The sequence below is a fragment of the Georgenia halophila genome, from assembly GCF_039541595.1.
Genome location: NZ_BAABGN010000012.1, coordinates 304,345 through 320,479, shown reverse-complemented (window position 1 = coordinate 320,479; position 16,135 = coordinate 304,345). Strand labels below are relative to the sequence as shown.

Sequence of the window (16,135 nt, the reverse complement as noted above, 5' to 3'; positions counted from 1 at the left end):
CAAGGTGGTTGAGGTTCAGCAGGAAGTGCCGACAGCGTCATGGCGCCGTGCGATCGCGTCCGTGGGGACGGGCGCGGTGGTGGCGGTCGCCGGTCTCGGTGTGGCGGCGCCGCCCGTCCAAGCCACGGAGCCGTGGCTGACGGTCGAGGACGGCTTCGCGACGTTCGAGATACCCGTCGATCACGTCGAGGAGGCCTTCGGGAGGGACGTCAACCAGGTCGTGGCGGAGGGAAACTTCGGCCCGTCGGCGAACTGGGCCGAGTTCGGTCTCTCGATCAGTGGCGACACGGCAACCGGCACGCTCGGGCCGCTGGAGCCGGGCCTGTACTACTACCAGGTCACCGCGGACGACCACTTCACGGTCAAGGACCCGACCAATCCGACGAGCGTCTCGTCCGAGCCCGAGTGGAGCACCTTCTTCATCGAGGGCGAAGGCGCGGAGCTGCTGGCCGACGCCCCCGAGAGCGACCGGGGTGACCTCCAGACGTTCACGTACCGGAGCTCCGTCGCGCACGAAGAACGAACGGCCCTGGCGTGGACACCGCCGGACTACGACGAGGACCGGCGCGAACCGTACCCGGTGCTGCACCTGCAGCACGGCGGCGCGCAGAGCTACCGGGACTGGGTCGAGGTCGGCCGCGCCGCGCAGATCTTCGACAACCTGTACGCCGCCGGCAAGATCCAGCCCATGGTCGTGGTGATGGGCAACGGCAACGTGGACAGCTTCCCCGACGAGCTGCGACGCCACATCGCCCGTGCGGCACAGCGAAACTTCAACATCAGTCGCGATCCGGAACAGCGCGCGCTGGCAGGACTGTCGATGGGTGGCGGGCACGCGTTCGAGGTGCTGGCGGACCGTCCCGGCGACTACGCGTACGTCGGCACCTTCGGAGCCGGTCGCTTCGGCCAGCTGGACGATCTGCCGGTCGAGGACATCAACGAGAGCACCAAGCTGTTCCGCATGTACGTCGGAAACCCCACCGACATCGCGTACAACGACGTGTTTCACGCGATGAGCGCCCTGGATGAGGCCGGGGTCGAGTACGAGTTCGACGGGGCGAACCCGGATGCCGGCCACAACTGGGACGCGTGGCAGGAGAACCTGATCGACTTCGCGCAGCGACTGTTCCAGGAGCCGCCGTTCGAGGGGATGAGCCCGGGACACCTGGCGATCGAGTCAGCCTTCGAGACCCCGCCCTCCGGGACGACCCCGACGCCGTGGGTGAGCGAGGACGGGTACGTCACGTTCGAGACCTCGACCCAGTTCGCCGACGCCGAGCACGTGACCGTGTGGGCGAACTGGGGAGCCAGCCACCTGTGGACCCGTGTGGAGCTCTCCAAGGCGGGCGATCGCTGGCGGGGCACCGTCGGTCCGCTCGAGCCGGGCTGGTACCACTACCGCCTCATCGTCGACATGGAGCCGACGAAGGACACCGGGAACCCGACCAGCGTGACGAGCGAGCCGACATGGAGCCAGTTCCTCGTTCCCGGCGAGAGCGCCCGACTGGTCTCGCCCGCCGCCGAGGGGCAGGGCGGCGAAGTGCAGGACATGTCGTACCAGAGCGACGTCGCGGGCGAGCAGCGGACCGCACTCGTCTGGACGCCACCCGGCTACGACGCCGACCGCGATGAGCCCTATCCGGTGTTCTACCTGCAGCACGGCGGTGGCCAAAGCTACACCGACTGGACCGAGATGGGGCAGGCCAAGAACATCCTCGACAACCACTTCCTCGACGGCAACCTTGAACCGATGGTCGTCGTGATGGGCAACGGCAATGTCGACGACTTCACCGCCGAACTCCTGAACAACATCGTCCCCGCCGCCGAGCGCCAGCTCAACGTCAGTTCCGAGCCGCAGGAACGCGCTCTTGCGGGCCTGTCGATGGGCGGATTCCAGACCATGCAGGTCCTCGCCGACGAGCCGGGCGAGTTTGCCTACATCGGCGCCTTCTCAGCGGGCTTCTTCGGGGACGCACCGTCGCTGGACGTCGAGGCGATCAACGAGGGCACCACCTTGCTGCGCGTCTACAACGGCAACCGCACGGACTTCACGTACGACCTCGTCAGAAGCACCTTGGCAACGTTCGACCGTCTCGGCGTCGACTACGAGTTCGACGGCTGGTTCGAGGGGCCGCACGGATGGGACACGTGGCAGCACGCGCTGATCGATTTCGCGCCACGGCTGTTCCGGTAGTCGATCCGGGCGGCGCCGTGCGTGGCGCCGCCCGGACGTGGCCCGTCACTCGCTCAGGAAGGTTTGACCCGAGTTGAAGAAACTGTTGTATTCGCAGCGGCTGGCGCCCTACTTCTTCATCGCCCCGTTCTTGATCACGCTCGTGGCCTTCTGGTCCGTGCCCCTCGTCAGGGCATTCATCATGAGCACGCAGGAGGTGCTGTACGGCGAGGCGACCTTCATCGGTGCAGCGAACTACGAGCGGCTGTGGAATGACCAAGTCTTCTGGCACGCCCTGTACAACAGCATCAGGTACATGGTCTTCACGCTGCTACTGCTGATCCCCATACCGATGATCCTTGCCGCCGTGATCAACTCGAAGATCGGCAGCGCGCGGATCAAGTCCTTCTTCAAGATGTTTGTCCCGGCGCTCACGTCGGTGGTCGTCGCCGGCATCATCTTCCGGCTCATGTTCTCGCAGACGGAATCGGGCCTCGTCAACCAGGTCCTCGGGATCTTCGGTCTGGATCCGGTCCGATGGCTCAGGGAGGACATCCCCGGCCTGGTGGCACTGCTCGCCCTTGCCATGTGGCGCTACACCGGCGTCAACATCCTGTACTTCCTCGCGGGCATGCAATCGATCCCGACCGAGTACTACGAAGCCGCCTCGATCGACGGCGCCAACAAGGTGCAGCAGTTCTTCCGGATCACCATCCCGAACCTCAAGCCCACTCTCGTGTACGTCCTGACGATCAGCATCTACGGCGGCCTCGCGATGTTCCTCGAGAGTTTCATGCTGTACGCGGGCAACAACTCGCCCAACAACCAGGGGCTCACGGTTTTCGGATATCTGTACCGCCAGGGGATCGAGCAGAACGACCTTGGATTCGCGTCCGCCGTCGGCGTCGTTCTCCTCATCGTCATCATGGCGATCAACCTCACGAACCTCACGCTTTCCGGAACGTTCAGGAAGGAAGCGGATCGATGAGCCGGCGCAGCGTACGGCTGGAGAAGCACGAAAAGGTGCCGAGGGAGAAGCACGAAATCCCGCGAGGCCTGTACGGGTTCATACAGGGTGCATTCCTGGTGGCACTCACCATCGTGGTCCTGATCCCGCTCGTCGCGATATTCGTCGGGACGTTCCAGGACGGCAACGAGGTGATTCGGCGCGGCATCAGCTTCGATATCGACATCAGTTCCCTCTCGCTCGACAACTACGTCATGCTCTTCACGGACTCAGGACCATACTTTCGCTGGTTCCTGAACTCGTTGTGGCTCACGGTGGTGCAGGTGGCGGGCACCCTTCTGGTGAGCTCCTTCGTGGCATACGGGTTCGCGATGTACGAGTTCAAAGGGAAGAACGCGGCGTTCGTCGCGGTACTCATCCTCATGACCGTGCCCTTCGAGATCATGATGCTGCCGCTATACGTCATGGTGAACGACTTCGGACTCGCCGACAACTATGCGGTGATCGTGGTGCCGTTCCTGGCGGCGGCCGTGACGATCTTTTTCTTCCGTCAATACTTCCTCGGGATACCGAAAGAGCTGCTGGAGGCGGGGCGCGTCGACGGCGTGACGGAGTTCGGCATCTTCTTCAAGCTGGTGCTGCCGATCTCGAAACCCGCCATCGCCGCCATGGCGATCCTCAACGGGATGATCATCTGGAACAACTTCTTGTGGCCGCTGCTCGTGCTGCGTTCGCCGGAGAAGTTCACTCTCCCGATCGGCCTGAACACGCTCTTGACGCCGTACGGCAACAACTACGAGCTGCTGATCATCGGCGCCTTCTTCTCTGTAATACCCATCTTGATCCTCTACCTGGCGTTCCAGCGATTCTTTATCTCGGGAATGACAGCGGGGGCGCTCAAGGGCTGATGGACGTGACGAAACCGATCGGAGAGAGATGATGAACAGACTGCGAAAGATGAGATCACTCACGGCTCTGGCCGCTGCGGGTGCGCTCCTGGCGGCGTGCAGCAGCGGAGGCGGCGGCGGCAACGACGAGGGCGGGCCCGGCGAGGACGGGCGGACGGCTCTCGACATGTGGGTGTTCGCCTAGCTGCACGCCACCTACTACGAACAGATGGCCGAACGGTGGAACGAGGAGAACCCCGACCGGCCCATCGATCTGGAGGTGACGGTCTACCCGTACGACGACATGCACAACAAGCTGCAGCTCGGCGTCAACTCGGGATCTGGGCTCCCCGACGTGGTCGACATCGAGGTGAACCAGTTCTCGAACTTCGTCCAGGGGTCGAATCCACCTCTCGCCGACCTGACCGGGGCCGCCTCGCCGTACATCGACGACATCGTTCAGGCGAGGCTCGACCTCTACAGCCGCAACGGCACGATCTACGGGTACCCGACCCACGTCGGTGCCTTCGTCGCGTTCTACAACAGCACGCTCCTCGACGAGGCTGGCATCGACTACACGACGATCGAGACCTGGCAGGACTTCCAGGAAGCCGGCGTGAAGTATCACGACGAGACCGGCAAGGCGTTCGGCGTCGCGAGCACCGGCGTGAACTTCATGGAACCGCTGATGGTCAGCCAGCTCGGCGGGAACATGTTCGACGAGGAGGGCAACGTCGCCGTGAACAGCCCGGGGGCCGTGGAGGCGCTCTAGCTGCAGCAGGAGATGCACGAGGCCGGGGCGACGTCGACGATCCCGGGCGGAAGCCCGGACGCGGAGGAGGCCTACGGCGCGATCAACAACGGCGACTACGCAGCGATCGTGTACCCGGCCTGGTACACCTCCCGTTTCGTGGACTACATGTCCGACCTGGAAGGTGACATCGCGATCGCTCCTGCCCCGACCATGGAGGGAGGCGAGGTCGCCACGATCGGAGGCGGCGGCACGGGTACGGCCGTCCTGGGCAACTCGCCCGACAGGGAGCTCGCCGCCGATTGGCTCGCCTTCGCAAAGCTCTCACCGGAGGCGAACGTCGCGGTGTGGGAGGTACTCGGCTTCGATCCCGTCAACATGTCCGTGTGGGAAGACCAGGAGGTCACCCACGCCGAGGACAACAAGTTCAACCAGTACTTCCAGACAAACCTCTTCGACGTACTGAACGAGGTCAAGGGTGACATCGGGCACTTCGAAGGGTTCACGAACCCGGCCTGGCCTGATGTGGACACCGTCTTCACGACGGTGACCCTGAACGAGGTCATCGAGAACGGGGTGCCCGCGAAGCAGGCACTGAACGATGCGCAGAGCCAGCTGGAGAACCAGCTCGGCCAGTAGCTGAACACGGAGACGGGCGACGGCGTACGCGCCGTCGCCCGTCTCATTTTGCCGGTCGCAGTCTGGCGCTCGAGCAGAACTAGGACTGCCCGGTGGCGGATCCTCCGGTCCTTCTCGCCACGCAGCCCACGTCCGCGCTCATCCGACCGGCAGACTCGCGATCGTCTCGGCAGCCTCGTATCCCGCGGGTACGCCTTCGAGCATCATGACGATCGAGCGGCAGTTCCTGGTACGCAGCTCGAGGATCGACTGGTAGGCCGACGACTCGTACCAGGCCCTGGCCTCGGCGAGACTCGGGAAGCCGATGATGACGACGTCACCGCGGAGCACGCCCTCGACCACCTGCGGCGTCGTCCCGTGCACCACCCATTCGCCGCCGAACGGTTCGAACGTGGACTCGATCCGCGCCATGTAGGCCACGATCTCCGGACCCATCGCGACGTCCTCCAGGTAACCGACCACATAGGCGCGCCGTTGGGTCGTTGCCGCCGTCACGCGGGCACCTTGTCCAGGAACCCGCGTACGTCTCGGATGCGACCGTCGTCGTCGAGGACGATCACGTCGAACCCGACAACGAGTGGCTCCCCGTCGGCCGGTCCGAGAGCCCAGCGAAACCGCGCCTGCTGGTGGTGAGCGTCGACCTCACCAAGTGGCGAGAAGGTGAATGTCGGGAACTGCTCCCGGACGCCGTCGATCAGTTCGCTGAGCTCCGCGTGGCCGCGGACATCGGCCAGGGGATCGACGTACGTGACGTCGGACGACCAGTGCTCGGCCAGCTGCCCGTCGCGTTCTTCTCGGCTCGTGGAGTTCCACGTCGCCACGTACCGGTCCACGATGTCGTTCATCGCTCGTCCTCTCACTCGTCTGCGGGTTGACGTGGTCAGCGTCCGGCCGCGGACGGACGAGTGTCCATGACCTCCGAGGTCATGGACGCCCGTCGAGCGCCACCTAGGCTCGCCTCGTGAGCCTGACCACGGGAGCCCCGGAGATCGGCAGCACGTTGCGGACGTGGCGGATGCACCGCCGGTTCAGCCAGCAGGAGCTGTCGAACCGTTCGCTGGTGAGCGCCCGCCACCTGAGCCGAGTGGAGACGGGCAAGGCACGTCCGACGGCGACGATGATCTTGCACCTGGCCGAGCATCTAGACGTGCCGCTACGGGACCGGAACCGCCTCCTGCTCGCGGGCGGGTACGCGCCGCGCTACCCCGATCACCACCTCGACGACAGCTCGATCGCCGTGGTGATGGAGGGCCTGCGAGGGCTCCTCGACGCACACCTGCCCTACCCGGCGCTCCTGCTCGACACCCATTGGGACATCGTCGATTCGAACGTCGCTGTCGATCGCCTTCTCGACGGCTGCGCCCCTGAACTGCTCGAGCCCCCGGTGAACGTCGTGCGGATCTGTCTCAGCCCTCGTGGACTTGCCCCCCGGATCCGGAACCTCGATCAGTGGGCGACCCACCTGCACCGTCAGGTGGTCCACCGGGCGGACCGGACCCAGGACCCTCGGCACCAGCGGCTGGCCGCCGAGGCGGCCCGCCACATCGGGACGACGCCGGACCGTGCCACGGACCCGGGACCGGTACTGACCCTCGAGCTCGACGTCGGTGGTGCGTCGTTGCGCTTCTTCAGCACCTCAGCGCAGCTCACCACGGCGACCGACGTCGCCCTCGAGGGGCTCCAGCTGGAGACATTCCTGCCGGCTGACGCGGCGACCCGGCGGCTGTTCTCCGCCGAGTGATCGCGTGGCTGTGGAGAGCTGCCGACGACGTCGGTGCGGGCCCGTAGTCTGGCCCCGGTCCACCCGGAGGGAGGCGAGCACGTGTTGCACCTGCACCGCTCCGAGCGCGCCGACGCGCTCGTCGCACCGCTCGCCGAGCTGCTGGCCGACCCGCCCGAGGACCCGTTCACCCCCGACGTCGTCGCCGTGCCTACCCGAGGCGTCGAGCGGTGGCTCGCCCAGCGCCTGTCCCACCACCTCGGCACCGGCCCCGACGACGAACCGGGCATCTGCGCCAACGTCACCTTCGGCTCCCCGCGACGCCTCGTCGGCGACGTCCTCACCGCGGCGTTCGAGCTGGGCGTCGAGGAGGACCCGTGGCGGACCGACCGGCTCACCTGGCCGATCCTCGAGGCCGTCGACACCGTCGTCGACGAGTCGTGGGCGGACCCCGTCGCCCGCTACCTCGGCGCCGACGACCCGGACGACGCCGTGCGCCACGGCCGCCGCCTCGGGCTGGCGCGCCACCTGGCCCGGCTGTTCAGCTCCTACGCCTACCAGCGACCCGACCTCACCGACGGCTGGGCGCGCGGCCTCGACGAGGACGGCGCCGGCGCACCCGTGCCTGAGGATCTCGCCTGGCAGGCCGAGCTGTGGCGCCGGGTCCGCGACCACGTCGGCGTGACGAGTCCCGGCGAGTACCTCCCCACCGCGCTGCAGACGCTGCGTGAGCGGCCAGACGTCGTCGACCTGCCGGCCCGCCTGTCGGTCTTCGGCCCGACCCGGCTGCCCGAGGACCAGCTGCGCGTGCTCGCCGCGCTCGCGGCCCACCGCGACGTCCACCTCTGGTTGCCGCACCCCTCGCCGGACCTGTGGGACCGGGTCGCCGCGTCCGGCGGCCCGTCGCGGCGGCGCCGCGACCAGCCCGCCGTCGCCCAGCATCCCCTGCTGGCCTCGATGGCGCGGGACGCCACCGAGCTGCAGCGCCGGCTCACCGGCGAGCAGGTCGGTCCGGGCGTGAAGCAGATCGCCGTCGAGCACCACCCCGCGCCCGCGCCGCCGGGCACGCTGCTCGGCGCGCTTCAGCAACGCCTGCGCGACGACGATCCCGACGCCGCGCCGGAGCGCCTCGTCCGCGACGACACCAGCGTCCAGGTCCACGCCTGCTACGGCCTGAGCCGTCAGGTCGAGGTCCTCCGCGAGATCCTCGTCGGCCTCTTCGCCGACGACCCCACGCTCGAGCCGCGCGACGTCATCGTCATGTGCCCGAACGTCGAGGCCGTGGCACCGCTGGTCACCGCGACGTTCGGACTGGCGGCCGACAGCGCGGTCGCCGACGACGTCGACGACGTACACCCCGGGCACACGCTGCGGGTCCGCCTCGCCGACCGGTCGCCGGGCATGACGAATCCGGCCCTCGGCCTGCTCGCCGACCTGCTGCGGCTCGCCGACGGCCGCGTCACCGCCTCCGACGTCCTGGACCTCGCCGCCTCCGAGCCGGTCCGCCGCCGTTTCCGCTTCACCGACGACGACCTTGACCGCATCCGGGAATGGTCCGTGGCCGCCGGGGTCCACTGGGGCGAAGACCTCGAGCGCCGGGCCCGCTTCGGTCTGCCCGCACTGCGGCAGGGCACCTGGGACGTCGCCCTCGACCGGATCCTGCTCGGTGCCGCCATGGCCGAGGAGGAGCACCGCTACGTCGGTTCCGCCCTGCCGATGGACGACGTCGACTCCACCGACATCGACCTCGCCGGCCGGCTCGCCGAGCTGCTCGACCGCCTGACCGATGTGCTCGACACCCTCGACGGCGTCAAGCCCCTGGCCGACTGGCTCACCGCCCTGGACCGCGCCCTCACGCTCCTCGCCGACGCCGCACCGACCGAGTCGTGGCAGCTGGTCCAGGCGCGACGGGTCGTGGCCGACGTCCGCACCTCAGCGGTGTCGTCGGCGGGGCACGAGCAGCTGCCGCTGCGGCTGCCGGACGTGCGCGAGCTGCTCGCCGGCCGCCTGGAGGGCCGCCCCACGCGGGCCGGTTTCCGCACCGGCGCGCTGACCATCTGCTCGATGGAACCGATGCGAGCCGTGCCCCACCGGGTGGTCTGCCTCCTCGGCGTCGACGACGGTGTCTTCCCGCGCACCAGCTCCACCGACGGCGACGACATCCTCCTGCGCGACCCGTGCCTGGGGGAGCGGGACCGTCGCAGCGAGGACCGCCAGCTCTTCCTCGACGCCGTCACCGCAGCCGAGGAGCACCTCGTGGTGCTCTACAGCGGCGCCGACGAGCGCACCGGCGCCGCGCGACCCCCCGCCGTCCCGGTCGGGGAGCTGCTCGACTCGCTCGACGTCGTCGCCACCAGCCCCGACGGTCGGCCGGTGCGTGAGCAGGTCCAGGTCCGCCACCCCCTGCAGGTCATCGACGAGCGCAACTTCACCTCCGGCGCGCTCGGCCGCCCCGGGGCGTTCTCCTTCGACGCCGTCGCCTGGAAGGCCGCGCTCGCGGGCCGCGGCGAGCGGAAAGGGCAGGCGGCGTTCCTATCCGAGCCGCTGCCGGCCGAGCCGGCCCCCGACTCGGGACCCGCCCAGGTGGACCTCGACGACCTGGTCACCATGCTCGAGCACCCGGTGCGGTGGTTCCTGCGGAAGCGTCTCCAGGTCTCCCTCGCCGGGGAGATCGCCGACGTCGAGGACCGGCTCCCGCTGAGCATCGACGGCCTCACCACCTGGGAGATCGGCGACCGGCTGCTCGCCGCACGGTTCGCCGGCGTCGAGCCCGACCGCGCCCTGACCGCCGAGTGGCGCCGCGGGCAGGTCCCGCCCAAGCAGCTCGGCTACGCCACGCTCGTCGGTGTGCGGGACCAGGTCATCCCGGTCGGCAACGCCGCGGTCCGCTACGCGGTCGGCCCGGCACGCACGGTGGACGTCGCCGTCGACCTACGCGCACGTGACCTCACGCGGGACGGCGGTCCCGGGGTGGAGCTGACGGGGACCGTGCCGGGCGTGCACGACCACACCGTCGTCCGGGCCGTCTTCTCCCGGCTCGGCCCGAAGCACCGGGTCCGCGCCTGGGTGCAGCTCCTCGCGCTCGCGGCCGCCCACCCGGCCCGGCCCTGGACCGCCGCCACCGTCGGGCGGCCGATGCACAAGCGGCCCGGCGCCGTCGTCTCGCGCCTGACCGCACCCAGCCAGGCCGAGGCCCGGCGTTACCTCGCCGAGCTCGTCCACCTGCGCGACCTCGCCGCCCGCGAGCCGCTGCCGATCCCGGTCGGCGCCGCGCACGTGTACGCCAAGAGCCGGTTCGGCGGCGACTCCGAGAGCATGGCCGTGCAGAGCGCCGAGTACGAGTGGAACGGCGGGTTCGAGAAGGAGGACGACTACCACGTCATGTGCTGGGGCGAGAGGGCGGTGCTCGGCGCCATCCTCGGCGTCCCGGGCCCCGACGAACAGCCCTGGTGGCCGGACGACCACACGCGACTGGGCGTGCTCGCCCGCCGGGTCTGGGAGCCGCTGCTCGCCCACGAGGAGACGGAGCTGGCATGACACTGACCGGGGACCGCTCCGAGATCGCCAGCACCTCCGCGGTCTTCGACGTGTGCGGCGAGCTGCCCGAGGGCACCACCGTCCTCGAAGCCAGCGCCGGCACCGGCAAGACCTTCACCATCGCCGCGCTCGCCACCCGCTACGTCGCCGAGGGCGTGGCGGAGCTTGCCGAGCTCATGCTCGTCACCTTCGGCCGGGCCGCCACCTCCGAGCTGCGCGACCGCGTCCGCGAACGCCTCGTGCTGACCGAACGCGCGTTGCGCTCGCCCACCCCGCAGGAAGCCGACGACGCGCTGGTCCGACATCTCGCGAACGTCGACGTGACCGAGCTCAGACGACGACGAGAGCGGCTCACCCGGGCGCTGTCCCAGTTCGACGCCGCCACCATCACCACCACCCACGGCTTCTGCCAGCAGATGCTGACCGCGCTCGGGATCGCCGCCGACACCGACCCCGCCGCCGTGTTCGTCCCCGACATCGCCGACCTGCTCGGTGAGATCGTCGACGACCTCTACCTCCAGCGCTACTCGGAGGCACCGCAACCAGCTCCGCTCACGCCCACCGACGCCCGCAAGGTCGCCAAGGAGGCCGTCAGCGACCACCAAGCTCTGCTCGAGCCCGTGGACGCGGACCCCGACTCGGTGGCCGGGCACCGGTTCGCCATGGCCCGCGACGCCCGCGCCGAGGTGCTCCGCCGCAAGCGCGAGCGCCACCTCATGGACTTCGACGACCTGCTCGTCCTGCTCCGTGACGCCCTCACCGACCCCGTCCACGGCCCAGCCGCGGCTGAACGGGTGCGGTCGAAGTACCGCGTCGTCCTGATCGACGAGTTCCAGGACACCGACCCCGTCCAGTGGGAGATCCTGCGCACCGCCTTCCACGGCCACCGCACCCTCGTCCTCATCGGCGACCCGAAGCAAGCCATCTACGCCTTCCGCGGCGGCGACGTCGTCACCTACCTCGACGCCGGTGGCGACGCGACGACGGCGGCCACGCTCGCCCGGAACTGGCGGTCCGACGCCCCGGTCCTCACCGGCCTCGAGGCCCTCCTGCGCGGTGCCGCGCTGGGAGACGAGGCGATCGTCGTGCGGCCCGTGGAGGCGCAGCACGCCGGCCGGCGACTCGACGGCGGACCACCCGTGCGGCTGCGGCAGGTCACCCGCGAGCCGTTCCGGCTCACCGGTGCCAAGAACCCCAAGGTCGGACCGGTCAGGGAGCTGATCGCCCAGGACGTCGCGACCGACATCGTCCACCAGCTGACCAGGACGCGGCTGCGCGACGGCGAGAGCTGGCGTGCCCTCGAACCGGGCGACATCGCGGTGCTGACCAGGAGGAACGCCGACGCCACCATGGTCCGGGAGGCGCTCGCGGACGCCGGCGTGCCCGCCGTCGTCTCCGGCCTGTTCTCGGTCTTCGCGACTCGGGCGGCCGACCACTGGCTGACGCTGCTGACGGCGCTCGAGCAGCCGGGCCACGCCGGCCGGACGGCGGCGCTCGCCCTGACCCCGTTCTACGGCTGGTCCGCCGAGCGGCTCGCCGGTGCCTCCGACGCCGAGCGGGATGAGCTCTCCGACCGGGTGCGCACGTGGGGACGGGTGCTTGCCGAACGCGGCGTCGCGGCGCTGCTCGAGGCGGTCACCGCGTTCGGCGTCGCCGAACGGCTGATGCGCACCACGACCGGCGAGCGGATGCTGACCGACCTGCGCCACGTCGGCCAGTCGTTGCACCTCGCCGCCGTGCAGGACCGGCTCGGTGTCTCCGCGCTGACCGACTGGCTGCGCCGCCGTATCGCCGAGGCCGGCGAGGACTACGCCGAGGAACGCAGCCGCCGCCTCGAGACCGACGCCGCCGCCGTCCAGGTGGTCACCGTGCACGCGAGCAAGGGGCTGGAGTTTCCGGTGGTGTACGTGCCCTTCGGCTGGGACCGGTACGAGTCCAAGACCCCGCCGATTCTGCACTTCCACGACCGAGAAGCCGAAGGCGTCCGTTCCCGCCGGATGTTGCACGTCGGCGGTCAGGAAGACGGCGGCTACGACGCGGCGCGCGAACGCCACCTCGCCGAGGAACGCGGCGAGGACCTGCGCCTGCTGTACGTCGCCCTCACCCGGGCGGCCAACCAGGTGATCGTGCACTGGGCACCGTCGTCGAACTCCGGCGGCGGGCCGCTCAGCCGGCTGCTGCTCGGCGACGTCGCACCGGGGCAGCTCCCGCCCGACCGCGTGCGCGCCGCCGCCGACGACAAGGTGGCGCAGGCGCTGTCCCAGCTGTGCGAGCGCTCCGGCGGGACGGTGACGCACGAGACCGTGACCGCACGACCCCGGCCGGCGCGGTGGACGCCACCCAGCCACGACCAGCCCGACCTCGCCGTCTCGCGCCTGAGACGCACCCTCGACCACACCTGGCGCCGCACCTCCTACAGCGGCCTCACGGCCGCGGCGCACGCCGAGGGCGTGGTCAGCGAGCCGGAGGCCACGGGCGTCGAGGACGAGGCCGAGGTGGCCGTCGCCACCGCCGGCGGCGCGGACGGTGCTGCGGAGCCCGGCCGGGAGCTGCCCTCGCCCATGGCGGACCTGCCGGCGGGTGCCGCGTTCGGCACACTCGTCCACGAGGTGCTCGAGCAGGTCGACACCGAGGCCGAGGACCTGGGTGCCGAGCTGCTCGCCCGGTGCCGCGAGGCGGGCGCCGTCCCGGGGGCCGACGCGACCGCGCTCGCCGCCTCGCTGGAGCCGGTCATGGCGACGCCGCTCGGCCCGTTCGCGGACGGTGCCACCCTGGCGGACTTCGCACCGGCGGACCGGCTCGCCGAGCTCGAGTTCGAGCTGCCGCTCGCCGGCGGTGACCTCTCGGCGGGGGCCCGCTCGTCCACGCTCGCGGACCTGGCCGCGTTGCTGCGCCGCCACCTGCCGCCCGATGACGTCTTCGCGTCGTACGCCGAGCAGCTCGACGACCTCGGCGAGGCCCGGCTGCGCGGCTACCTCACCGGGAGCATCGACGCCGTGCTCCGGGTTCGTGGCGCACAGACCGACGGCGGGACGGCCGGCGACGCGGCGAGGTATCTCGTCGTCGACTACAAGTCGAACTGGCTCGGCCCGATGGAGGAGCCGCTGACCGCCTGGAACTACCGGCCCGACGCCGTGGCCGAGGCGATGATGCGGGCGCACTACCCGCTGCAGCTACTGCTCTACCTGGCGGCCCTGCACCGCTACCTGCGCTGGCGCCAGCGCGGTTACGACCCGGAGCGGCACCTCGGCGGCGGGCTGTACCTGTTCGTGCGCGGCATGTGCGGCCCGGAGACACCGGCCATCGACGGGACACCGTACGGCGTGATGGCGTGGCGGCCCCCGTCGGCGCTCGTGGTCGAGCTGTCCGCGCTGCTCGAGGGGAGGCGCCCGTGAGCGCCCAGCCGACCATCCAGGGGAGGACCCCGCCCGTTGACGGCACGGACCTCGTGCCCGAGGACCCTCGCGTGGCCCTCAAGGCGCCGCCGCTGCTCGCGCGGTTCAACGCCGCCGGTCTGCTCGCCGCCGCGGACGTGCACGTGGCGACCCGGCTGGGCCGCCTCGCCCGGGAGCCGGACGAGTCGGTGCTGCTCGCCGTCGCCCTCGCGGTCCGCGCGGTACGGGCCGGCTCGGTGTGCGTCCGGCTCGACGACCTCGACGCGCTCGCCGTCCCGGAGGCCGAGGACCCGGCGGCCGATAACGACGCGCCCGACGTCGACTCGCTGCCCTGGCCGGAACCGGCCGCCTGGGCCTCGGCGGTGCAGGCCAGCCCGCTGGTGGCCGCGGGCCTCGACGGCCCGGTGGATCGGCCGGTCCGCTGGGTCGACGGACGGTTGTACCTCGACCGGTACTGGCGCGACGAGCTCCTCGTGCGCCGCGGCGTCGACACCCGGCTGGCGTCTCCGGTCCCCGGCATCGACGACGACCGTCTGGTCGCCGCGGTGCACCGCCTCTTCCCGTCCGAGAGCGACGAGCGTCAGCGGCTCGCCGCCGCCACCGCCGTGCACGGGCGCCTCACCGTGCTGACCGGTGGTCCCGGCACCGGCAAGACGACCACGGTCGCGCGCCTCCTCGCCGTCCTCCAGGATGTCGCGGGTCAAGGCACGTCAGGCAGCCTGCGGGTGGCGCTGGCCGCGCCGACCGGCAAGGCGGCGGCCCGGCTGCAGGAGGCGGTGCACGACGCCGTCGCTCAGCTGTCGTCGGAGGATCGGGCACTGGTGGGCGAGCCGGCCGCCAGCACCGTCCACCGCCTGCTCGGGTGGAAGCCCGGCACCTCGACGCGGTTCCGGCACGACGCCAGCCACCACCTCCCGCACGACGTGGTCGTCGTGGACGAGACCTCGATGGTCTCCCTGCCGCTGATGGCACGGCTGCTCGAGGCGCTGCGCCCCGACACACGCCTGGTGCTCGTCGGCGACCCGGACCAGCTCGCGTCCGTCGAGGCGGGCGCCGTGCTCGGTGACCTGGTCGCCCGCCCCGCGCCCTCGGTCTCCACAACCTCGCCCGCCCCCTCCGCTTCCGCGGAAGCGTCGGCCGCGCCGGTCCCGACCGCGCTCGTCCCGGCCGATCTCGAGCCGGCCGAGCGCGACCGGCTCCGCGGCGGCGTCGTCCGCCTCACCAAGGTGCACCGGCAGGACGAGCACAGCCGCATCCTGCCGCTGGCCGCAGCCATCCGCGCCGGCGACGCCGACCAGGTCCTCAGCATCCTGCGCGACGGCGGTGGCGGCGTCGAGTTCGTCGAGATCGCGGGGGAGCGGCCTACCGAGGAGGAGGTCCGGGCCGTCCATGACGACGCCGTCCGGGCCGGTTCGGCACTTGTCGCCGCTGCGCGGGCCGGGGACGTCACCGCGGCGCTGCAGGCGCTCGAGGACCACCGCCTCATGCTCGCCCACCGGCGTGGGCCGGCCGGCGTGGCCCACTGGGCCGCCGTCGTCGAGCAGTGGGTGACGGACGCCGCCGGCGGGCACTCCGGCGACGACACTCCCTGGGACCCGGGCAGACCCCTCCTCGTGACCAGCAACGACCGGGAGACCGGCCTGTACAACGGCGACACCGGCGTCGTCGTCGCCGGCGAGCGCGGCGGCCCGGCAGCGGGCGAGAGTCCGGCCGACGGCCGGCCGGACCGCCGCGTGATGGCCGTGTTCGGTGACCCCGACCGGCCGCTGCGCGTGCGGCCCCACCGGCTGCCGCCGGTCGAGACGGTGCACGCGATGACGGTCCACCGGGGGCAGGGCAGCCAGTTCCGGGCCGTCTCGCTGGTCCTGCCGCCCGCGAGCTCGCCGCTACTCACGCGCGAGCTCCTCTACACCGCGGTGACCCGCGCCCGCGAGGCGGTCCGCGTGGTCGGCACGGCCGAGGCGGTGCGCATCGCCGTCGAGCGGCCGGTACGGCGGGCATCGGGGCTGCGGGAGCCGCTGGGCGAGTAGACGTCTCGCGGCGACGAAGAGGCGTCGAACATCTGG

At 70.6% G+C, this 16,135-nt stretch carries 10 protein-coding genes and 1 pseudogene; 9 read left to right on the top strand and 2 right to left on the bottom strand.

Annotated elements, in window-relative coordinates:
• Nucleotides 1-4: 4 nt before the first annotated feature.
• From ABD907_RS15390 to ABD907_RS15370, 5 genes and pseudogenes are all read left to right on the top strand, one after another.
• Nucleotides 5-2,194, top strand: coding sequence for an alpha/beta hydrolase-fold protein (locus ABD907_RS15390; RefSeq protein WP_345217151.1), 2,190 nt, complete (start codon nt 5-7; stop codon nt 2,192-2,194).
• A gap of 73 nt (nt 2,195-2,267) precedes the next feature.
• Complete coding sequence (locus ABD907_RS15385; protein WP_345217150.1) at nt 2,268-3,161, top strand: carbohydrate ABC transporter permease; 894 nt, start codon at nt 2,268-2,270, stop codon at nt 3,159-3,161.
• The gene (locus ABD907_RS15380) at nt 3,158-4,048 is read left to right on the top strand and encodes a carbohydrate ABC transporter permease (RefSeq protein WP_345217149.1); all 891 of its coding nucleotides are present in this window, start codon (nt 3,158-3,160) and stop codon (nt 4,046-4,048) included. Before ABD907_RS15385 ends, ABD907_RS15380 begins: the two co-directional genes overlap by 4 nt.
• A 49-nt stretch (nt 4,049-4,097) precedes the next feature.
• Complete coding sequence (locus ABD907_RS15375; protein WP_345217148.1) at nt 4,098-4,232, top strand: hypothetical protein; 135 nt, start codon at nt 4,098-4,100, stop codon at nt 4,230-4,232.
• Between the two features lie 24 nt (nt 4,233-4,256).
• Nucleotides 4,257-5,417 (top strand): annotated as a pseudogene (locus tag ABD907_RS15370) (extracellular solute-binding protein).
• Between the two features lie 138 nt (nt 5,418-5,555).
• Here the strand turns inward: ABD907_RS15370 and ABD907_RS15365 are convergent.
• Nucleotides 5,556-5,912, bottom strand: a complete 357-nt coding sequence (locus ABD907_RS15365; protein WP_345217147.1) for a DUF1330 domain-containing protein — start codon at nt 5,910-5,912, stop codon at nt 5,556-5,558.
• On the bottom strand, nt 5,909-6,262 hold the full coding sequence (locus ABD907_RS15360; RefSeq protein ID WP_345217146.1) for a nuclear transport factor 2 family protein: 354 nt from the start codon (nt 6,260-6,262) through the stop codon (nt 5,909-5,911). The genes ABD907_RS15365 and ABD907_RS15360 overlap by 4 nt, the downstream gene beginning before the upstream one ends.
• A gap of 143 nt (nt 6,263-6,405) precedes the next feature.
• Here ABD907_RS15360 and ABD907_RS15355 point away from each other — a divergent pair, with 143 nt between their 5' ends.
• From ABD907_RS15355 to recD, 4 genes are all read left to right on the top strand, one after another.
• Entirely contained in the window at nt 6,406-7,158 is a 753-nt protein-coding gene (locus tag ABD907_RS15355; RefSeq protein WP_486334113.1) for a helix-turn-helix domain-containing protein, read from the top strand.
• An 81-nt stretch (nt 7,159-7,239) separates the two neighbouring features.
• Nucleotides 7,240-10,674, top strand: a complete 3,435-nt coding sequence (recC, locus tag ABD907_RS15350; RefSeq protein ID WP_345217144.1) for an exodeoxyribonuclease V subunit gamma — start codon at nt 7,240-7,242, stop codon at nt 10,672-10,674.
• Nucleotides 10,671-14,069, top strand: coding sequence for a UvrD-helicase domain-containing protein (locus ABD907_RS15345; RefSeq protein ID WP_345217143.1), 3,399 nt, complete (start codon nt 10,671-10,673; stop codon nt 14,067-14,069). Before recC ends, ABD907_RS15345 begins: the two co-directional genes overlap by 4 nt.
• A 53-nt stretch (nt 14,070-14,122) precedes the next feature.
• Nucleotides 14,123-16,099 (top strand): exodeoxyribonuclease V subunit alpha, encoded by a 1,977-nt coding sequence (gene recD, locus ABD907_RS15340; RefSeq protein ID WP_486334112.1) that lies wholly within the window; start codon nt 14,123-14,125, stop codon nt 16,097-16,099.
• Nucleotides 16,100-16,135: the final 36 nt, after the last annotated feature.